Here is a 20804-nt window from a genome sequence, read left to right on the forward strand (position 1 = left end):
ACGAACGACATCAGGAGGCACAGTGCGCAAGTTCTTGTTCAACGGAGCGGTGTTGAGCTCCATCTTCAGCGGGTACAGCGTCCTGCAGACCACCAGGAGGGGGCCCCGCGACTGGCGGCTCACCCTGACGTGGGTGGCCTGGCTCGCGACGACCATCGTCGCGATCGGGACGGTCGTCGAGGACGACCGGCACATCAAGGCCAAGCAGTAGCGTCGCGACCCGTCACGACGCAACCACCGGTCTGGAGGGACGGTGCAGGTGATCCTGCACCGTCCCTCCCGTCTGTGGGGACGTCCGGAGCGTGTGACCATCCTGTTACGGATCGCGCCCCTCGTGCGGGGGTCATCGCCTCTGGGCGGATTCACATGTAGCGTGTCGCGAATGACAGCCCAGGACGAAGCCGGTGTGGGAACGAAACCGGCGAACGACTTCTCTCATGAGCAGGAGGGCTTCCAGCACGGACTGAAGCCCCGCCAGCTCCAGATGATCGCGATCGGTGGTGCGATCGGGACAGGTCTGTTCCTCGGCGCCGGTGGGCGTCTGCACTCTGCGGGGCCGGCGCTCGCCGTCGTCTACCTGATCGCCGGCATCTTCGCGTTCTTCATCCTCCGCGCACTCGGCGAGCTCGTGCTGCACCGTCCGTCCTCGGGGTCGTTCATCTCGTACGCCCGCGAGTTCTACGGCGAGAAGTTCGCCTACGCCGCGGGGTGGATGTACTTCCTGAACTGGGCGATGACGTCCATCGTCGACACGACGGCCGTCGCGCTGTACCTGCACTACTGGGCCGGTACGCGGGCGATCCCGCAGTGGGCCCTCGCCCTCGCGGCGCTGCTCGTGGTCCTCGCGGCGAACCTCGTCGCCGTCAAGGTGTTCGGCGAGCTCGAGTTCTGGTTCGCGATCATCAAGGTCGCCGCACTCGTCGGGTTCCTCGTCGTCGCGCTCATCTGGCTCTTCTTCGCCTTCCCCGTGGAGTCCGGCGGGCAGACGGTGCAGACCGGGTTCTCGATCTGGGCGGACAACGGCGGCATCCTGCCGACCGGCATCCTGCCGGCGGTCCTCGTCGTGCAGGGCGTCGTGTTCGCGTACGCGGCGATCGAGCTCGTCGGCACCGCGTCCGGCGAGACGCAGAACGCCGAGAAGGTCGTCCCCCGCGCGATCAACTCCGTCGTCCTCCGCATCGCGGTGTTCTACGTCGGCAGTGTCGTGCTCCTCTCGCTGCTGCTCCCCTACACGTCGTACAAGGACGGTGTCAGCCCGTTCGTGACCTTCTTCTCGTCGATCGGCAACCCCGCGGTCGGCCAGATCATGGGCTCGGTGATGAACTTCGTCGTCCTGACGGCGGCGCTCTCCTCGCTGAACGCCGGGCTCTACTCCACCGGCCGTGCCCTGCACTCGATGGGCATGAACGGCTCGGCCCCGAAGTGGACGACGCGCATGTCCAAGGGCGGCGTCCCGTTCATGGGCATCCTGCTCACGGCGTGCTTCACGCTCCTCGGCGTGGTGCTCAACCTGTTCGTCCCCGCGCAGGCGTTCGAGATCGTCCTGAACGTCGCGGCACTCGGCATCGTGACCGCCTGGGGCACGATCATGCTCTGCCAGATGCGGCTGCGGTCCTGGGCGAAGAAGGGCCTCGCGAAGGAGCCGACGTTCAAGCTCCCCGGTGCGCCGGTCACCTCGTGGCTGACGCTCGCGTTCCTGGTGTCGGTGCTCGTGCTCATGGCGATCGACTGGCCGATCGGCACCCTGACGATCGCCTCGCTCGTGATCATCATCCCGCTGCTCGTCGTCGGGTGGTTCCTGCAGCGTGACCGCATCCTCCGCATCGCCTCCCTCCGCGAGGGCGTCACCGGGCCGTACCCGATCACCGGTCGCGACCCCGCGAACCAGGTGCGTCGCGGCGACCACGACGGGGACGACACCCCGTAGCGGAGCGCCCCGACGCAGATCTGTCCGCGGACCGCACTCCTCGACACCCCGGTGTCGGGGGGTGCGTTCTGCGTCTGGACCGGCCGGTACGATCGCTGGGTGCCAGACCCCACACTCGATCTGCAACTCACCTGGCGTGGCACCTTCGGCCGCGTCCGGGTCTTCGCCGACCACGTGCAGGCGGAGACGAGCTACGAACGGTCCGAGCTGACCACCGTGCCGATGGACACCGTCCGCGGCTGGCGGATGGAACCGTGCGACTTCGATGCGGTGTGCGTCGAGTTCGTGACGCCCGACGACACCTTCCGGGTGCTCCTCGACACCTCGGACGAGGGTGTCACGCACCACGCGCTCGTCCGGGTGCTCGGCGACCCGCTGCCCAGCCAGTCCTGAGCGCCTGCGGGGCCCACGGCGGGCCCGGCACTGCTCGACCGTGCGGGGTGGCGGACGCCACCCCGTTCGGACTGGAGGGACGGTGCGGGCTGGCACCGTCCCTCCAGTCCGGCGGTCGGCGGGTCAGCGACCCGCGAGCTCGTACGCCTTCGCCGGGATCTGGGTCGCGAGCTTGCCTCCGCTGACGTCGACGAGCGCGCCGGTGATGTAGGACGCACGGTCGCTCGCCAGGAAGCACAGCAGGTCGGCGACGTCGTCGGGGGTCTCCCACCGGCGGAGCGACAGCATGTCGAGGAGCAGGTCCTGTGCGGGCTGGTCCATCGTCGCGAAGCCGTTCATCGCCGTCGGCACCATGCCGGGCGCGTAGGCGTTCACGGTGATCCCCCACGGCCCGAGCTCGCTCGCGAGGACCCGGGTGAGCTGCACCACGGCTGCCTTGGACGACGCGTAGGCCGCACTGCCGACGCTCGGGACGATCGCGGCGAAGGACGCTGCGTTGATGATCCGGTGTCCGTCGGTGCCGGAGGCCTTCATGACCTCGGCCACGGCCTTGGACATCAGGAAGACCCCGCCGACGTTGACGTCGAAGCAGCGCTGCCAGCTCCGCCAGTCGAGGTCGGACACCGGTCCGTCGACGTTGATGCCCGCGTTGTTGACGAGGACGTCCACTGTGCCGAACCGCCCGACGACCGCATCGACGGCCGCCTGGACGGAGTCCGGGTCACTGACGTCGCACGGGAACTCCTCGAGCGTGCCGACCCGAGCGGTGCCCGTCGGGTCAGCCGCCTCGTCCACATCCGGGTCCGCATCCGGGTCCGCATCCGGGAACGCGAGGTCGAGCGCTGCGACACGGCAGCCCTCGGCCACGAACCGCTCCGCGAGGGTCCGTCCGATCCCCCGTGCCGCCCCGGTCACGATCACCACACGGTCTCGCAGGTCGATCTCCATCGTCTGTCCCTCCTCGTTGAGCCACACTCGCAATGAACATACTATTGGCGCCATGAGTGCGACGGAGCAGCGAGTCCTGTGGGTGACCGGTGGTGGGAGCGGCATGGGGGCCGCGGTGGCGAGGAGCGCCGCGGCCGCCGGATGGGCCGTGGTGGTGAGCGGTCGTCGCGCCGATGCGCTGGACTCCGTGGTGTCCGATGTCGAGGCGGGTGGCGGCACCGCACTCGCGCTGCCGCTCGACGTGCAGGACGGCGGAGCGGTCGCCACGGCACGGGCCGCGGTCGTGGAGCGGTTCGGTCGGATCGACGGCCTCGTGCTCGCCGCGGGTCGGAACACGCCCGAGCGACGATGGGCCGACCAGGACGTCGACGTGTTCGACGACGTCGTGTCGACGAACCTCGTCGCGACGGTCCGGGTGCTCGATGCGGCGCTCCCGGACCTCCGGGGCAGCGGCGGGGTCGTCGTCGTGATCTCGTCCTACGCGGGCTGGTCGTACCAGCCCGGTGCCGGTGTGGCCTACAGCGCGAGCAAGACGGCACTCGGCTCGGTGGTCAGGACGCTCAACGACCAGGAGGCCGGGTCCGGCGTCCGGGCCTGCCACCTCTGTCCCGGCGACGTCGCGACGGACTTCCTCGCCCAGCGGCCGACCGTGCCCGACGCGGCGGCACGCGCGGTGATGCTGACGGCGGAGGACATCGCCTCGGCCGTGCAGTTCGTCCTCGACGCGCCGACGCACATGCGCGTCGACGAGCTCGTCGTGTCGCCGGTGTCCCAGCGGTGACCGTCGGGACCCGGACGGCCGTGTCGGCGTTCGACCGGGTGCTCGACGACATCGGCACCGCGATCGTCCGGAGCGAGCTGCCGGCCGGTCACCGCGACACCGTCGAGGGACTGGAACGCCGCACCGGCACCTCCCGCAGCATCGTCCGCGAGGCGATCCGCGTCCTGACGGCGCTCGGGATGCTGAGTGCCGGACGCCGGGTCGGCCTCCGGGTGCTCCCCCGCGACTCGTGGAACGTCCTCGACCCGCTCGTCATCCACTGGCGGCTCGCGAGTGCGGACCGGCCCGCGCAGCTCGAGGAGCTCCGCGCACTCCGGCTCGCCGTGGAACCGGAGGCCGCGCGGCTGGCGGCCGAGCGGATCGACCGGGAGGGACGGATCGCCCTGGCAGGAACGGCACACGACCTCGATGCGGCCGGGACGGAACGGGCTTGGGCGGACGCGGACCGCGCGCTGCACGGTCTCGTCCTCCGCCTGTCCGGGAACGCGATGTTCATCCGCCTGGAGTCGGTGGTCGACGCCGCGCTGCACGAGCGGGAGTCCCTGCCGGTCGACCCGCACGCACTCGCACAGCACCGTGGGGTCGCGACGGCGATCGGTGCCGGCGACGGCGACCGGGCGGCATCGCTCATGCGGCGGATCGTCGCGGACACGCACGCCTGAGCCGCGGCACGCGCCGGTCTCGGCACGGCCGGCGCCGGTCTCGGCACGGCCGGCGCCGGTCAGATCCCGCGGACCGTCAGGTGCACCGCGTAGAGCGACATGCTGGCCGCCATGAACAGCCTCGTGCCGGCGCGCCCGCCGAAGGTCACGTTGGCACACGGCTCGGGCAGGTCGATCGCACCGAGCGGCGTGCCGTCGTCGGCGAAGACCCGGACACCGTGCGCGTCGGGCTCGTACCCGTTCCACCCGCACCACAGGTTGCCGTGCTCGTCGATCCGGAAGCCGTCCGGACCGCCGTCCACACCGTCCACGAGGAGCCGTCGTCGACCGAGTCCGGTGCCGTTCGCGACGACGTCGAGCACCCAGATCGCGGGGTTCGCGCGGCCGTCCGGTCCCTCGGCCCCGGTGGACTCGACGACGTACAGCAGCGAGCCGTCGGGCGAGAACGCGAGTCCGTTCGGGTCGTTGAACTCGCTCGACACCACGCTGACCGCGCCCGAGCCGGGGTCGATGCGGTAGACGTCGGGGTGCGTCTCCGGCGTGGCACGGTGGCCCTCGTAGTCGCTGAGGATGCCGAACCGCGGGTCCGTGAACCAGACGGCACCGTCTGGTGCGATCGCGACGTCGTTCGGGGAGTTCAACCGGGGGCCGGACGCACCCCCGGCACGGTCGGCGAGCACCGTGATCGTGCCGTCGTGCTCGGTCCTCGTGACGCGCCGAGCGCCGTGCTCGCACGTGACGAGTCGCCCCTGGTGGTCGCGCGTGTTGCCGTTCGCGAACCCGGACGGTTCGCGGAACACCGACGTCGTGCCGGTCTGCTCGTCCCAGCGGAGCATCCGGTCGTTCGGGATGTCGCTCCACACGAGCTGCCGGTGGTCACCGAACCACACCGGACCCTCCGCCCAGCGGCAGCCGCCCGCCAGACGTTCGACGGCGGCGTTGAACGGGACGTACGACGCGAAGCGCGGGTCGAACGTGCGGATCCGCGGATCGGGGTAGACCGTCGAGAGGGGGCCGGAACGGAACAGGGGACCGTCGACGTCGTTGTGCGCTGGCATGCCCTCGATCATGCCGCAGGCGGTGCCGGACCGCGTGCCCGGACCCGCACGCGAGTCTGTCGCTTTGGCGGGGAAGCGACCGATCGGCCGGGATACGCGCGCGATTCTGTCGCTTTGGCGGGGAAGCGACCGATCCGCGCGAGTACGCCCGCAGCGCGAACGCGTGCCCGGACCCGCACGCGAGTCTGTCGTTTTGGCCGCACAGCGACCGATCGGCCGGGATACGCGCGCGATTCTGTCGCTCAGGCGGGGAAGCGACCGATCCGCGCGAGTACGCCCGCAGCGCGAACGCGTGCCCGGACCCGCACGCGAGTCTGTCGCGTTGGCCGCAGAGCGACCGATCGGCGGGAATACGCGCGCGAGTCGGTCGCTCAGGCGGGGAAGCGACTGATCCGCGCGATGACGCGCGTGATACCGGCGGTGTTGCGGGAGCGCGACTGGCGCACGCGCGCACCCGCCGGCCGGGAGGCGCGGGGCGGCCTGGCACCGTGCCTCCCGTCCGATGCGGTGCGGTGCGGTGCGGTGCGGCGCGGTGCGGCGGTCCGGTCCGGTCCGGTCCGGTCGGGCGGGCGGGCGCGCGCGCAGCGGACCGTGTCAGGCGTGTCGCGCGCGGCGACGCGTGATCGCGACGGCGGTGACATCCTGGTCGACCGAACGCCGCGTCGCCTGCTCCGCGACCTGCGCGAAGAACGCACCGAAGTCCCCGACCGAGTGCAGCCGACGCCCGGCCATCACCAGGGTCTCGAGCGAGTCGTCGTGCAGCCGGAGCAGGCCGTCACTGCCGATGAGCAGGGACTCCCCCGGCGCGAGCTCGACGGCGTCCGACACGAAGGGCTCGTCCGTCGGCTGCAGCCCGAACGGCAGGTTCCGACCGCGGACCACGCGCTGGTCGCCGTCGTTCGTCGCGTGCACCACGAGCCCGAGCCCGGCGTCGACGAACTCGACGCGGCCGCTCCCCTCCTCGACCCTGGCGGTGAACACCCGTGCGTGGGCGGACGTGGCCGCGAGCTCCGGCACCACCTGGGCCGCGACGTCCCGCACCGCCTCGCCCAGCGGCCGGTCGGCACGGGCACGGAGGGCGCTCCGCAGACTGGCCGCGAGCACGGTGGCGCCGGCGGACGAGCCGCTGACCCCGGCCACCGTGACGACCACGCCCGTGGGGGTGCGGTGCCAGTCGTGGAACCGTCCGGCGACCTCGTCCGGCCGTGTCGTCGCACCGTCGATCGACCACCCGGGGATCGTCAGCGCCCCGGGCCGGAAGGCACCGGCGACGGCGCGGACGTCATCGGCACGCCGACCCTCCGCGAGCACCCGCTCCGCCCACCGCGCGAGGTCGGCGAGGAGCTCCAGCTCGCGGTCGTCGAACTCGCGCGGCTCGGAGTCCATGATGCAGAGGGTGCCGACCGTGGTCCCGCCGGGGGTGGTGATCGGCGCGCCGGCGTAGAACCGCACGCGTGCCTCGCCGACGACCGGCGGGAGTGTCCGGAACCGCGCGTCCTCGAGCGTGTCCCGCACGACGAGCGGCGTGCCGGTCGCGATCGGGACCTTGCAGAACGCGTCGGCGAGGGGGATCGACCGCGCCGGGTCCGACGCCGGCGACACCGCGTGGAGGTCAGCCGCGTCCGCGAGGTTGAGGTACGACAGCGAGACCCCGAACAGGTCCGTCGCCATGCGCGTGATCCGGTCGAAGCGCTCCTGGGGCGGTCCGCCGACGATGCTCAGCGCACCGATGACCGCCGATCTGCGGTGTGCGCTGCGATCGTCCGTGACGCCGAGGTCCGTCGCCCCGCTGGTGTCGCCGATGTCCGTGGTGGGGTCGTGCATGGTCCTGATCTCCCTCTCGCGTCCGGGTCCCTGTTCCCGGACGTCGCAGGCGTCGCGGGGTGGTGAGTCCCGGTGAGCGTCCGCCGACAACGCTACGGGCCGTCCTGCCGCACGGCCAAGGAGGAACGCACCCCCCTTCCGGGGCCGCGGGCGCCCACCGGGGCCGAGCCGTGCCTCCAGGCCGACCGGCGGGTCCCGGATCGCGAGACGGCGCATCTGCGACGCCTCGATCTCCGAGGGCCGCGGATGCGCCGTCTGGGCACGCCAGGCCTGCGAGTCAGGCCGCGCTGGGTCAGAACCCGCGGTCCACGCGGTGCCAGACCTGCTGTGCGCGCACCTGCTCGCGGAAGCCGGCGGTGGTGGTCGCGCCGTCGATGACCAGGAACTCCGTGCCGATCATCGTCGCGAAGCGCTCCACGACGTCGAGCCCGACCGCGTTCGTCATGACGGTGTGGTGCGCTGCGCCCGCGGTCAGCCAGGCCTCGGCGGCGACCGCGAACGACGGCCGCGGCTCCCACACCGCGCGACCGACCGGCAGCTTCGGGAGCGGTGCGTCCGGCGCGACGACGTCGACGACGTTCGCGGTGAGCCGGAAGCCGTCGCGCACGTCGGACAGCGCGACGACGACCGCCTCGCCGGGGTCGGCCGTGAACACCAGGCGCACCGGGTCGTCCTTGCCGCCGATGCCGAGCGGGTGGATCTCGAGCGTCGGCGTCGTGGCGGTCAGGGTCGGGGACACCTCGAGCATGTGCGCGCCGAGGATCTTCTCGTTCCCGGGCGTCAGGTCGTAGGTGTAGTCCTCCATGAGCGACGCACCGCCAGGGAGCCCCGCGCCGGCGACGTTCATCGCCCGGACGAGGACCGCCGTCTTCCAGTCGCCCTCGGCGCCGAAGCCGTAGCCGTCGGCCATCAGACGCTGCACGGCGAGTCCGGGGAGCTGCCTCAGGGACCCGAGGTCCTCGAAGTTCGTCGTGAACGCGCCGAAGCCGCCCTCCTCGAGGAACGAGCGGAGCCCGAGCTCGATCGCCGCGCCGTCACGGAGGGACTGGTGCCGCTCGCCACCGGCCCGGAGCTCCGGCGCGACGTCGTACTGCTCCTCGTAGACCCGGACGAGCGCGTCGACGCTCGCCGTGTCCGTGGCCGCGGTGTCGACCGCATCCGCGAGCTCGTTGACACCCCAGGTGTTGACCTGCACGCCGAGCTCGATCTCCGCCTCGGTCTTGTCGCCCTCGGTGACGGCGACGAAGCGCATGTTGTCGCCGAAGCGCGCGAGCTTCAGGGACCGCACCGCAGCCGCGGCGGCCGCGGCGCGCACCCACGACGCCACGGATGCCACGACCCGGTCGTCCGAGACGTGCCCGATCGTGGTCGCGTGCCGGACCCCGAGCCGGCTCAGGATGTACCCGAACTCCCGGTCGCCGTGGGCGGCCTGGTTGAGGTTCATGAAGTCGAAGTCGATCTCGGCGTACGGCAGTGCGACGTTCGCCTGCGTGTGCAGGTGCAGGAGGGGCTTCGTGAGTGCCTGGAGGCCGCCGATCCACATCTTCGCGGGGCTGAACGTGTGCATCCACGTCGTGACGCCGATCACGCGGTCGTCCGCGGAGGCGTCCACGAGCGCACGACGGATGCCGTCCGGCTCGGTGAGCACGGGCTTCCAGACGAGCGTGACGGGCAAGCCCGTCGCGGTGAGCGCCGCGGCCAGCTCGGCGTGCACCGCCTGGCTCTGGTCGGCGACCTGGCGGAGGGTCTCGTCGCCGTAGAGCGACTGGGAGCCGGTCAGGAACCAGACCTCGTAGCCCTCGAGCGTGGTGGTCGGGTCGATGCTGCTCGGTGTGCTGGTCATCGCATGGCTCCTGCCGGGTCTTGTCCGTAGACGTTCTGGTAGCGGTCGAACAGTCGGTCGATGTCGGCCTGGGGAATCGGGACGGGCTCACCGAGCTGCCGCGAGATGTGCACCGTCCGGGCGACGTCCTCGGTCATCACGGCGGCCTTGACGGCGTCCTTGGCGTCCTTGCCGATCGTGAACACGCCGTGGTTCTGCATGAGCACCGCTCGGGAGCGGTGCCCGGTGAGGGTCGCCACGACGCCGCGGCCGATCGAGTCGTCGCCGATGATCGCGAACGGGCCGACCGGGATCGGACCGCCGAACTCGTCCGCCATCGCGGTGATGACGCACGGGATCGCCTCGGCGCGTGCGGCCCAGGCCGTGGCGTACGTGGAATGGGTGTGCACGACGCCGCCGACCTCGGGCATCTCGCGGTAGACGTGGGCGTGGGCGGCGGTGTCGCTCGACGGACCGTGCGCGTTGCCCCAGCCGTCGACCGGGACGCCGTCGAGGTCGCAGACGACCTGGTTCCCGGGGGTGAGGTCGTCGTAGGACACCCCCGACGGCTTGATCACGAAGAGGTCGGCACCCGGCACCCGGCCGGAGACGTTGCCGCCGGTCCAGACGACGAGGCCGTTCCGGACGAGCTCGGCGTGCAGGGCGGCGACGTCGGCGCGGGTGGCCGCGACGGCGTCGCGGAGCGCGGCGGTGCTGTCCGGCGTCGCGGTGCTGTCCGGCGTCGCGGTGCTGTCCGGCGTCGCGGTGCTGTCCGGCGTCGTCTCGGACTGGAGGGACGGGTCGGCGGGGCTCATTCGGTCACCTTTTCCTGTGGTCGGGTGGAGTCGGGTCCTGCGGGCGTGGCTGCCGCCGCGGCGGCCTGGAGCGGCAGCGCGCGACGGTACCGATCGAGGTAGGCCGCGAACCCCGCGAGGTCGTCGGCGTCGGGCCGGGCCACCGACACATCGGCGTCGACGAACACGCGCGTGTCGAGGTACTCGGTGAGCGAATGCTCCCCCGCGGTGTCGAGGTACGCGGCGAGCACGGCGGCTCCCCACGCGCCGCCCTCCCCGGCGGTCTCCCCGACGGCCACGGGCACGCGGAGCGCCGCGGCGAGCAGCTGCTGGGCGGCGCCGGGGGTCCGGAACAGCCCGCCGTGCGCGAACAGCTGGTCGACCGCGACCCGCTCCTCGGCGAGTACCTCCATGCCGATGCTCAGCGTCGCGAACGCCGCGTACACCTCGGCGCGGACGAGGTTCCCGAGCGTGAACCGGCTCGACGGTGGTCGGACGAGGAGCGGCCGCCCCTCCTCGACACCGGTCACCGGCTCGCCGGACAGGTAGTTGGAGGCGAGCAGTCCACCCGCGTCGGTGTCGCTCGCGAGGGCTTCGGTGAGCATCGTCGCGTACACGGCGTCCGCGTCCATCCGTGTGCCCGCGGCCTCGGCGAACCGCCCGAAGACCCGCGCCCACGCGGCCAGCTCGCTCGCGCCGTTGTTGCAGTGCACCATCGCGACGGCGTCACCCGCGGGGGTGGTGACGATGTCGAGCTCGGCGTGCACCGTCGACAGCGGGTGCTCCAGGACGACCATCGCGAAGATGCTCGTGCCGACACTGACGTTCCCGGTCCGGGGCGCCACGGCGTTCGTCGCGACCATGCCCGTCCCGGCGTCACCCTCCGGCGGGCAGAACGGGATGCCGGGGCGCAGCGATCCCGACGGGTCGAGGCGCGCGGCCCCGTCCTCGGTCAGCCGGCCGGCCTCCTGCCCCGCGACGAGGACGTCCGGCAGCACGTTCCGGACGTCGAGCGACGGAGCATGCTCGGCGACCATGGCCTGCGTCGTCGCGAGCATCGCCCGGTCGTAGTCGTGCGTCGCCGGGTCGATCGGGAACACGCCGGACGCGTCACCGACCCCGAGGACGTCCGTGCCGGTCAACTGCTCGTGCACGTAGCCGGCGAGCGTGGTGACGCGGGCGATGCGTCCGACGTGCTCCTCGCCGTCGAGCACGGCCTGGTACAGGTGCGCGATCGACCACCGGAGCGGCACGGCGAAGTCGAGCGCCTCGCCGAGCGCCGCCGAGGCCGCACCGGTCGAGGTGTTCCGCCACGTCCGGAACGGCACGAGCAGCTCGCCGTCCGCGTCGAAGGCCAGGTAGCCGTGCATCATCGCCGACACCCCGATCGCCCGGAACCGCTCGGGGGTGGTGCCGTGGCGCTGCCGGGTGTCGGCGACGAGGTCGGCGTAGCAGGCGCGGAGGCCGTCCCACACGGCATCGATCGGGTACGTCCAGCGCCCGTCCACGAGTTCGTTCTCCCACTCGTGGCTGCCGGAGGCCAGGGTCTGCAGGTCCTCGTCGAGGAGGACCGCCTTGATGCGAGTCGACCCCAGTTCGATGCCGAGTGTCGCACGACCGGCCCGGATCTGTTCAGCGCGATGGTTGGTGTCGGACATGCGTGCTCCTCGTCGTCGATGACGTGGACATGGTGTCATGTGAGCGCTCACTCTGACAACCTCGACGCGCCCACGCGCCCCCGCGCCCCCGCGATCGACCCGCGATCGACCCGCGATCCTACGGGGTGCCGAACGTCCAGAGCACTGGACAGAGGACGAACTGCGCGACCACCGCGACGCCGAGCACGACCCCGAAGCGCGTCCTCGTCGCGGTGACGAGCGGGTGTCCGGAGATCGGCGCGAGCGGCATGAGCAGTCGGAGCGTGCTCGTCTGCGGCAGGAACACCGCGAGGAGGTAGACGACGTACGCGACGCAGTAGGCACCGAACGGGAGCCCGAGCCGACGTGTCCCGCGGACGGCCAGCACGGCGACCACCAGGACCACCACCCCGACCGCGACCACACCGATCCAGTCGAACTGCCGGTCCGCCTGTCGGAACGCCGCGGCGAACGGCACGAACCGCTCCCCCGCCGCGAACCTCCACCACGCCATCTCGGTGTCGACGTAGGCCGACGGACGCCCGGTCGCGATCCCGGCGACGATCGGCCACGCGACGCCGGCGGCCGCCCCGAGGAGTCCCGTGACCACCATCGTCACCGCCTCCGGCCACCGGACCCGCCGCTGCACGAGCCGCACGACGAGCACGACGGCGAGCGCCGCCGGGAGTGCCACGGCGCCGGGGCGGGTGAACGACGCGAGGACCACGACGGCGAGCAGCAGCCAGTACCGGCGACGGAGCAGGAACAGCACACCGAGCGCCATGAGCGCCAGGAAGGTCGACTCGGCGTAGGCCACCTGGAACAGGAACGCGAGCGGGGCGAACGCGATGAGCACGGCGCCCCGTCCCGCAGCCACGTCCCCGAACACCCGGCGCATCACGGCGTGGCACGCGACGACGGCGCCGAACCCCGCGACGACGCTGACACCGATGGCGGCGCCGTCGAACGGGATGCCGATCGCCATCAGGGCCCGACAGATCATCGGGTACACGGGCAGGAACGCCCACGCGTTCTGGGTGACGGCACCGTCCGGTCCGATCGGCAGCGCGAGCGGGTAGCCGGTCTCGGCGATCTGGCGGTAGTACCCGCCGTCCCAGGTCGTCATGAAGCCGAGGAACCCCTGGTCGAGGCGCAGGATCGGCGCGTGTCCGACTCGGAGCCCGACGAGGTACGCGACGCCGAGCGCGGCGAGCGACACGATCCGCCCGGCGAGGTACACGATTGCGAGCCGCAGCAGGAGTGACCGGAGGAGCAGGGACCGCAGTGGCGCGATGCGCCGGAGGAGCGTGGATCGCCCGAGCACGGCGGACCGGCCGTCCGGAGCCGGGCGCGGGTCGTCGGCATCGGGACCGGGGGTCGGGCTGTCAGCAGCCTCGCTCGTGCGCATCGATCGCCGGTCCGCCCTACGCCGAGGCCCGCACGACGAGCGTCGGCTGCAGCACGGTGTCGTCCGGCGGGGTGCCCGCGAGCATGCCGTCCAGCACCGCGAGGACCCGGCCGCCGAGCGCCTCGAAGTCCTGCCGCACGGTCGTCAGCGCGGGCGTGAAGTACGCCGCCTCCGGGATGTCGTCGAACCCCACGAGTGCGATGTCCTCGGGGACGGACACGCCACGTCCGGCGAACGCCGACAGCACGCCGAGCGCCATCTGGTCGTTCCCGCAGAACAGTGCATCCACGCTCCCCGGGTCGAGCGACGACGCCGCGGCGAAGCCGCTCCCCGGGGTCCAGTCACCCTCGATGACGACGGGCTCGAGCCCTGCCGCGCGCATCGCATCGAGGTACCCGTCGCGACGGAGCGCCGCCTCCTGCGACACCAGCGGTCCCGCGAGGTGCACGATCCGGCGTCGTCCGATCCCCAGGAGGTGCTCGACCGCGAGCGTGGCGCCCCGGACCTGGTCGATCGCCACCGCGGTGCCGGCACCGGGCTGCCCCGGGAGGCCGTTCGCGGTGAGGAGCGGCACCGGCACAGGGACGGGCAGCGCGTCGAGGGCGGCGAGGGCCGAGGTGTCCGCGGCGACGAGCACGATCGCGGCGACGTCCTGGCTGAGGAGCGTCTCCACGGCCTCGCGCATCGAGTCCGGCTGCGGGTCGTCGAGCGCCGCCATGAGCACGTGGTAGCCGGCCCGTCGTGCCGCCTGGTTGAACCCGAGCCCGGTGCTCATCGGCCCGTGCAGGGTGCCACCGGTCGTCACCAGCCCGAGTGCACGGTTCGTGCGGCTGGCGAGAGCACGGGCGGCGGCGCGGGGCCGGTACCCGAGGGCGACGACCGCCGCGTCGACCTTCTCGCGCATCCCCGGTCGGACGGTCGGGTCGTCGTTGATCACGCGGGAGACGGTCTGGTGCGACACGCCGGCACGCTCGGCGACGTCGAAGATCGTCGGAGCGCGGCCTGCGCGCCGATCCGGGGATGCTGGCACCCCTGAACCGTATCGCCCACCGCCAGCAGATCCGCGCAGTGCGAGCCCACCGAGCCGCACCGGTGTCCCGAACCGGTCCGGCAGGACCCGCACTCCCGCACCACGGACGGGAGGCGCGGTGCGAGTCGGACTCGCACCGTGCCTCCCGTCCGTGGTCGCGCCCGGCAGGTCCTGCCCCAGGGAGCGTCAACGCACCGAGGGAGTCCCTGGCACAGTTGACGCTCCCTGTGACAGAACCGATGCCGGTCAGCCGAGCAGGTCCCGGAGGAACGCGTTCCGGAACCGCCCGCCCGGGTCGACCCGGTCGGCGACCGCGGTGAAGTCCGCGAGCTTCGGGTAGACCTCGTGCAGTCGTCCGGACGTCATCGACGTCACCTTGCCCCAGTGCGGCCGGGCATCGAACGGGGCGAGTGCCTCGTCGATGAGCGGCAGCACCGCCGCCACGCCCTCGGTGTCCCGGCGGAAGGTGAAGTGGAACGCCACGGAGTCCCGCCCGCTGCTCGGGGCGAGCCACGCGGTGTCGGCGGCGATGCGCCGGATCTCGGACACGAAGAGCACCGGGGCGAGCCGGTCGGCGATCGCGCGGAGTGCGTGGATCGCCGGCACGGCGTCGGCCACCGGGAGCAGGTACTCACACTGGATCTCGGCGCCGTTGCTCGGGGTGAACGACGACCGGAAGTGCGGGAGTCGCTCGAACCAGGGTCCGGGGACGCCGCCCTGTTCGGTGACACCGGCAGCCTCGGAGCCCGGGACGGGGTGGAGCGGGCTGGTGGACGGCCGGGCACCGAGGGCCTCGAGGTCGACCACGGGGTCGTCCCGGTCCGTCCGGCGCTTCGTCCAGACCTGCCGGATGCCGTCGTCGGTGAACCCGGTGAACATGCTGACGCTGTAGCCGGCCGACATGATGTCCTCGAACCCGGCGTCCACGGCGTCCCACGAGAGCCCGGTGTGGATGGTCTGCGCGACCTCGAAGCTCGGTTCGACGGCCAGGTGCACGGCGGTCACGATGCCGAGCGCACCGATGCCGACGCGGTGGGCGTCGAGCTCGTCCGAGGGACCGGCCGAACCGTCTCGCTCGGCGTGACCGCCCGCGGTGTCGCCGACCACGTCGAGGGTGCCGTCCGCGCGGACGATCTCGAGCCCGACGACGCTCGACGCGAGCGACGGGTTCCGGACTCCGGACCCGTGGGTGCCGGTCTGCACGGCGCCGGCGACGGAGATGTGCGGCAGCGACGCGAGGTTCGGCAGTGCGTACCCCGCGGCGTCGAGGGCGGCTGCCACCCGGGCGTGGGTGAGGCCGGCGGCCACGCGAGCGACCGAGCGCTCGCCGTCGACGTCGACCGTGCCGGGCATCCGGGCCAGCGAGACCTGCACGGCGTCGGTGTCCGCGATCCGGTTGAACGAGTGTCGCGACCCGAGTGCGGTCACCTGGGGGTGGGCCGTGACCGCCGCGCGCAGCTCGTCGACGCTCGTCGGTTCGAGCAGCTCGCGCGCCGCGTACTCGACGTTGCCGGCCCAGTTTGTCCCGACGGTACCGGGTGTCTCGGTCGTGGTCATGATGATGTCCGCTCCTTCGCGGTCACGGTGCGCCGCCGGCCCCTGTGGCCCGCCGCCGAGCGCTGCGGCCCCGCCGTCCGTCGTGGTCGGACGCGGGAGTGAGCGCTCACCTCGATCCGACACTAGCGCGCCCGGCTGACGGACGCAGCCGCCGATAAGCTCGTTCCACATGCGCGCCACCGTGCGGGACGTGGCCACTCTCGCCGGGGTGTCCCCGAAGACCGTCTCCAACGTCATCAACGGTGTCGTCCCCGTGCGCCCGGCGACCCGGGAGCGGGTCGAGGCGGCGCTGCGGGAACTGGACTACGTGCCGAACCTCTCGGCGCGCGGACTCCGGAACGGCAGGACCGGCGTGATCGCCCTCGCCCTCCCCGACCTCGCCACGGCGTACTCCGCCGAGCTCGCGAAGGAGTTCGTCGAGGCCGCGCACGAGCGTGGCTGGGCGGTCCAGATCGAGCAGTCGGGCGCGAATGCCGAGCGCGAGCTCGAGCTGATCTCCCGCGCCAGGACGCATCTCGTCGACGGACTCGTGCTGAACCCGACGACCCTCGTGGGCAGCGGCGTGGAGGGCGACCACGGACCCCTGCCGCCGACCGTGGTCATCGGTGAGGTCGAGCCCCGCGGCGTCGACCAGGTGCACGTCGACAGTCGTCGAGCCGCCCGCGAGATGACCGAGCACCTGCTCGAACTCGGACACCGGAGGATCGCGATCATCGGCGCCTCGGACGACGCTGTCTTCCGGAGTGCCACGAGCGAGCTCCGGCAGGCCGGCTACGAGGACGCCCTCGCGGCCGCCGGCATCGCGGAGGACCCGGCGCTCTGCATCGCCGTCGCGGAGTGGGCCCCCGGACCTGCCGCGGCGGCGCTCGCGGAGCACCTCGACCGCCACGAGGCCCCGGACGCGGTGTTCTGCTTCACCGACGCGATGGCGATCGGTGCCATGTCGGCCCTCGCGGGTCGGGGCCTCGACGTCCCCGGGGACGTCTCGGTCGCGGGATTCGACGACATCCAGGGTGCGGCGTTCGTCGTGCCGGCGCTCACGAGCGTGTCGTTCGACAAGCGGGCGATCGCGCTCGCGGCCCTCACCGCGCTCGAGCGCCGGATCGAGGACGGCGCGGCCCCGCGCAAGGTCGCCATCATCCCCCACACCATCGTCACCCGGGCGAGCACCGCGCCGCGCGGCTGACGCGCACCCGCGCGGCCCGGCGCCGCGCGGCGCGGCGCGGCGCGGCGCGGCGCGGCGCGGACGTGCGTGTTCCGAACACCGCCGTCCGGCGTGAACACGGGGACGCGGGTGTTCAGCGTGGACGCGCGTGTTCAGAACACCCGGTACCCGGGCACCACCACGACACGGCACGACCCGGATGGCGCGGCCCGGACGTGCGTGTTCCGAACACCGCCGTCCGGCGTGAACACGGGGACGCGGGTGTTCAGCGTGGACGCGCGTGTTCAGAACACGACGCCGCGGGCGGCGCAGCGACGACGGACGGGAGGCACGGTGCCAGCTGGCACCGTGCCTCCCGTCCGCCGGATGGCTGCGTCCGCAGCCCCGTGCGCGTCAGCCCTTCAGACCGCTGCCCGTCACGCCCTCGACGATCTGCCGCTGGAAGATCAGGTAGAGGATGATCAGCGGGAGCGCGGCCAGCAGCGCACCGGCCTGGATGTCGGCGTAGCGCTGCCCGAACGAACCCTGCACCGTGGCGAGCCCGACCGGGATGGTCATGAGGTTCGGGTTCGACAGCACGAACAGTGGGAGCAGCAGGTTGTTCCAGACCCCGACGAACGTCAGGATCGTGACGGCCGCGATCACCGGACGGGACAGCGGGAGGATGACCGACCAGTACACCTTCCAGTAGCCGGCGCCGTCGATGCGTGCCGCCTCCTCGAGTTCCTTGGGGATCCCGTCGAAGAACTGCTTGAAGATGAACACCGCGATGACGGCGGGCACCTGCGGGAAGATCACCGACCAGTAGGTGTTCAGGAGGTTGATCGCGCCGAGCTCCTGGAAGATCGGGATGATGAGCACCTGGCCGGGGATCATCAGGCCCACGATGATGAGCAGGAACACGATGTTCTGCCCGCGGAACTGCAGGCGGGACAGTGCGTAGGCCGCCATCGATGCGAAGAACACCGTCAGGACCGCGGTGATGACGCTCGTGACACCGCTGGCGAGGTACCAGTTCCAGATGTCGCCCGCCTGGAACAGCGTCGCGTAGGAGTGCAGTGTCGGGTTCCAGTTCGACAGGATCGACGTCGCGCCGAGTGCCGCGGTGCCGTTGTCGGACAGCGAGGTCTTGAGCGCGAACAGGCTCGGGATGAGCCACACGATCGCGAACACGACGAGGACGATCCCGGCGATGATGTTGAACCGCCGTCCGCTCACCCCGGTCGATGCCGCGGACTGCCGGCGCTGCGGTGCAGCTGCGGAGATCGGCGACTTCATGCTGGGGCGCGGAGCCGTGGTCGTTCCGGCCATGATCAGGCCTCCTTCCGCGCTGCGGCGCGCTCGACGAGCTGACGGATGATCGCGATGATCAGGATGACGATGAACAGGAGCACCGACGCCGCCGACGCCGCACCGAGGCGGTTGTCGGTGAACCCGGTGTTCGTCACGAGGCCGAGGGCGACCTGCGTGGAGATGCCGGGGCCACCGGCGGTCATCAGGTAGACCTGGTCGAAGATCTTCAGGCTCGCGATGATTTGCAGCAGGATCACGAGCGTCGTGGTCCGGCTGAGGAGCGGCAGGGTGATGTAGCGGATCTGGTCCCAGGTGGAGGCACCGTCGACCGCTGCGGCCTCGTACAGCTCCCGCGGGATCTCCTGGAGACCCGCGAGGTAGAGCACGAAGTTGAACCCGAGGGTCCACCACACCGTCGCGATGGCGATGCCGATCATCGCGGTGTTCGGGCTGGCGAGCACACCGGCACCGGGGGTGATCCCGAACAGGCTCTGCGCCGACGCCCAGAGGCCGGACCCCGGCGTGAAGATGAAGATCCAGATGAGGGAGATCGTCGCCGACGGCAGGATGTACGGCAGGAAGAACGCCAGGCGGAAGAACCACTGTCCGCGGCGGATCCGGTTCGTGAGGATCGCCAGCGCGAACGCCAGGATCACGAGCGGCGGGGTCGTGTAGAGCGTGAACTGCAGCGTGTGCCACATCGCGCTCCAGAAGTCCGCGCGGGTGAGCATCTCGGAGTAGTTCGCGAACCCGGCGAAGGAGCCGAGCCCGGTGCGCACCGTCGACGTGTTGAAGAAGCTCGAGATGAGCATCCAGATCGTCGGACCGATGAGGAACGCGAGGTAGAAGAGCCCGAACGGCAGGAGGAACAGCCACGCTGGGCGGGAGTCACCCCGCCGGAGCGGCGATCGGCGCTGCGAGGACAGGTCCTTCGGGCGGGCCGCCGCCGGGCGGCGGGCGAGGGCTGGTGCGGCGGTCACGACGTTGTACCTCCGGTGTGGGGGATGAGCGAGTGGGGGTCGTACACGGGGATCAGAGGGGGCTCGGGGTGTTGAGGTAGACCGCGAGCTGGTCCTTGATCGCGGAGAGCGCCTGCGCGGGACTCGCCGCGAGCTGCTGCACGAGGCCGAGCTGCGCGCCGACGGTGTTCTCGAACGTCGAGCCGGACCCGCCGTACCACGCCGGATCGTCGTACACCGCGTACTTGGCGGCCGAGGCGTAGTCGGCCTGGGGCTCGAGCTGCTCGTACTTCTTCGAGTCGAGCGTCGGCAGGTACGCCGGGACGTGTCCGCCCTGCGCCCACGTGAAGCTCTGGTCGAGCATCGACTTGATGAAGCCCATCGCCTGCTTGCGCTGCTCGGGGCTGCGGTCCTTCCGCGGGAGCACGAACGTGTGGGAGTCGGCCTGCGCTGCGGGCTTGTCGTAGATGTTCGGGATCGGCACCATGCCGAACTTCAGCCCCTTGACGGACTGGGCGGTGGTGATCTCCCACTCCCCCTCGAGGTAGAACCCGGCCTTGCCGGTGAACATCTGCGTCTGCGCGCCGGCGTAGTCGAGGCCCTTGTTGAGCCAGCCGTTCTTCACCCAGGTCTGGATCCGCTCGGTGACCTTCATGAAGGCGTCCTCGTCGACGGTCAGCTTCGAGCCGTTGTCCGAGATGAACGGCGTCACCCCGTTGATCTGGTGGTAGAAGGTCGTGAACACGCGCCACGGGGTGGCGTTCTCGCTCACGTTGCCGACCGTGATGGCGGTCCCGCCGGTGACCTTGCTGATCGCGGCGAGCGCGGCCTCGAAGGTGTCGAGCCCGGTGAGGTCCTTGAGCTTGCCGTCGCTGTCGAGCAGCCCGGCCTTCTTGATGACGTCCTCGTTGTAGAACATCACGAGGGGGTGCGTGTCGAGCGGGATGGCGATGTTGTTGCCGTCGGTCTTCTGGGCGGCCCAGGACTTCGGATTGAACGACCCCGCGGAGAGTCCGACGGATGCCAGGTCGGCGTCCGTGATCGGCTCGAGGACGTTGCCGTCGTACAGCGGCTTCGCTCGGGTCAGGTGCGCCACCGCGACGTCCGGCGGCTTGTTCCCGACGGTCGCGATGGTCAGCTTGGAGTAGTACGGGTTGCCCCAGGCGAACACCGTCGCCTGCAGCGAGGAGTTCCCGCCGTGCGCCTTCGCGTAGCCGGCCTCCATGGTCTGCATCCGGCTGCCGTCACCGCCGCCGAACAGGTTCCAGAAGATGAGCTGGTCGGGGTTGAGCTGGCTGCCCACGAGCCCGGCACCGATCGGGCTGCTCGCGCACCCCGCGAGTGCCACGGTTCCCGCGGCTGCGACACCCGCGCCCAGGAACCCGCGTCTCGTCAATGAACTCGCCATGTTCGACCTCCTCGTCGATCTGACAGGTTGATGATGCGGAGCCGTCAGGGAGGGCGGCACCGCGATGTGTTGCGCTGACTTTACATCGATGGAATGGCCGCGCAACACCTCATCGAGTGAACGCTCACTATGTCGTGA

At 71.4% G+C, this 20804-nt stretch carries 18 protein-coding genes; 6 read left to right on the top strand and 12 right to left on the bottom strand.

Translation table 11 applies throughout. The features are described 5' to 3' along the window. The first annotated feature begins 22 nt into the window (after positions 1-22). From ASF23_RS11255 to ASF23_RS11265, 3 genes are all read left to right on the top strand, one after another. Positions 23-211: a hypothetical protein gene (locus tag ASF23_RS11255; RefSeq protein ID WP_055953377.1), complete on the top strand. Its 189-nt coding sequence runs from the start codon at positions 23-25 to the stop codon at positions 209-211. Positions 212-382: 171 nt separating this feature from the next. Continuing rightward, positions 383-1927: an amino acid permease gene (locus ASF23_RS11260; protein WP_055953381.1), complete on the top strand. Its 1545-nt coding sequence runs from the start codon at positions 383-385 to the stop codon at positions 1925-1927. Positions 1928-2026: 99 nt separating this feature from the next. Beyond that, entirely contained in the window at positions 2027-2320 is a 294-nt protein-coding gene (locus ASF23_RS11265) for a hypothetical protein (RefSeq protein WP_156364475.1), read from the top strand. Positions 2321-2443: 123 nt separating this feature from the next. On the opposite strand, the gene ASF23_RS11270 is transcribed toward ASF23_RS11265, so the two are convergent. After that, entirely contained in the window at positions 2444-3268 is an 825-nt protein-coding gene (locus tag ASF23_RS11270) for an SDR family NAD(P)-dependent oxidoreductase (protein ID WP_055953387.1), read from the bottom strand. Positions 3269-3320: 52 nt separating this feature from the next. On the opposite strand from ASF23_RS11270, the gene ASF23_RS11275 reads away from it, so the two are divergent. Both ASF23_RS11275 and ASF23_RS11280 read left to right on the top strand, forming a co-directional pair. Further along, positions 3321-4049: an SDR family oxidoreductase gene (locus ASF23_RS11275; protein ID WP_055953390.1), complete on the top strand. Its 729-nt coding sequence runs from the start codon at positions 3321-3323 to the stop codon at positions 4047-4049. Next, the gene (locus ASF23_RS11280; RefSeq protein ID WP_055953393.1) at positions 4046-4711 is read left to right on the top strand and encodes a FadR/GntR family transcriptional regulator; all 666 of its coding nucleotides are present in this window, start codon (positions 4046-4048) and stop codon (positions 4709-4711) included. The genes ASF23_RS11275 and ASF23_RS11280 overlap by 4 nt, the downstream gene beginning before the upstream one ends. 59 nt (positions 4712-4770) lie before the next feature. Here the strand turns inward: ASF23_RS11280 and ASF23_RS11285 are convergent, their stop codons facing one another. The 8 genes from ASF23_RS11285 to ASF23_RS11320 all read right to left on the bottom strand — a co-directional run bounded on the left by ASF23_RS11285 (position 4771) and on the right by ASF23_RS11320 (position 15841). Beyond that, a complete protein-coding gene (locus ASF23_RS11285) occupies positions 4771-5769 on the bottom strand; it encodes an SMP-30/gluconolactonase/LRE family protein (protein ID WP_055954322.1) in 999 nt (332 codons plus the stop codon). A 594-nt stretch (positions 5770-6363) separates the two neighbouring features. Continuing rightward, entirely contained in the window at positions 6364-7593 is a 1230-nt protein-coding gene (locus ASF23_RS11290) for a GAF domain-containing protein (RefSeq protein WP_055953395.1), read from the bottom strand. Between the two features lie 292 nt (positions 7594-7885). Then, positions 7886-9436, bottom strand: coding sequence for an L-arabinose isomerase (araA, locus tag ASF23_RS11295; protein WP_055953398.1), 1551 nt, complete (start codon positions 9434-9436; stop codon positions 7886-7888). Further along, entirely contained in the window at positions 9433-10230 is a 798-nt protein-coding gene (locus tag ASF23_RS11300; protein WP_082474077.1) for an L-ribulose-5-phosphate 4-epimerase, read from the bottom strand. The genes araA and ASF23_RS11300 overlap by 4 nt, the downstream gene beginning before the upstream one ends. After that, the gene (locus ASF23_RS11305; RefSeq protein WP_055953401.1) at positions 10227-11867 is read right to left on the bottom strand and encodes a xylulokinase; all 1641 of its coding nucleotides are present in this window, start codon (positions 11865-11867) and stop codon (positions 10227-10229) included. The genes ASF23_RS11300 and ASF23_RS11305 overlap by 4 nt, the downstream gene beginning before the upstream one ends. 118 nt (positions 11868-11985) lie before the next feature. Next, a complete protein-coding gene (locus ASF23_RS11310) occupies positions 11986-13254 on the bottom strand; it encodes a hypothetical protein (protein WP_055953404.1) in 1269 nt (422 codons plus the stop codon). Positions 13255-13270: 16 nt separating this feature from the next. Then, positions 13271-14284: a LacI family DNA-binding transcriptional regulator gene (locus ASF23_RS11315; protein WP_055953407.1), complete on the bottom strand. Its 1014-nt coding sequence runs from the start codon at positions 14282-14284 to the stop codon at positions 13271-13273. 246 nt (positions 14285-14530) lie between these two features. Then, positions 14531-15841: an FAD-binding protein gene (locus ASF23_RS11320; protein ID WP_055953410.1), complete on the bottom strand. Its 1311-nt coding sequence runs from the start codon at positions 15839-15841 to the stop codon at positions 14531-14533. 190 nt (positions 15842-16031) lie between these two features. On the opposite strand from ASF23_RS11320, the gene ASF23_RS11325 reads away from it, so the two are divergent. Further along, the gene (locus ASF23_RS11325; RefSeq protein WP_326998998.1) at positions 16032-17027 is read left to right on the top strand and encodes a LacI family DNA-binding transcriptional regulator; all 996 of its coding nucleotides are present in this window, start codon (positions 16032-16034) and stop codon (positions 17025-17027) included. A 372-nt stretch (positions 17028-17399) separates the two neighbouring features. Here ASF23_RS11325 and ASF23_RS11330 read toward each other — a convergent pair whose 3' ends face one another. From ASF23_RS11330 to ASF23_RS11340, 3 genes are read right to left on the bottom strand one after another with little or no spacing between them, the layout of a single operon-like run. Then, positions 17400-18317, bottom strand: coding sequence for a carbohydrate ABC transporter permease (locus ASF23_RS11330; RefSeq protein ID WP_055953415.1), 918 nt, complete (start codon positions 18315-18317; stop codon positions 17400-17402). Positions 18318-18319: 2 nt separating this feature from the next. After that, positions 18320-19279 carry a carbohydrate ABC transporter permease gene (locus tag ASF23_RS11335; RefSeq protein WP_082474078.1) on the bottom strand — a complete coding sequence of 320 codons (960 nt, stop codon included), beginning with the start codon at positions 19277-19279 and terminating at the stop codon, positions 18320-18322. 52 nt (positions 19280-19331) lie between these two features. Then, positions 19332-20666, bottom strand: coding sequence for an extracellular solute-binding protein (locus tag ASF23_RS11340; protein ID WP_055953418.1), 1335 nt, complete (start codon positions 20664-20666; stop codon positions 19332-19334). Positions 20667-20804 lie beyond the last annotated feature (138 nt).

This window comes from Curtobacterium sp. Leaf261, assembly GCF_001422205.1.
In the GTDB taxonomy this organism is placed as follows: domain Bacteria; phylum Actinomycetota; class Actinomycetes; order Actinomycetales; family Microbacteriaceae; genus Curtobacterium.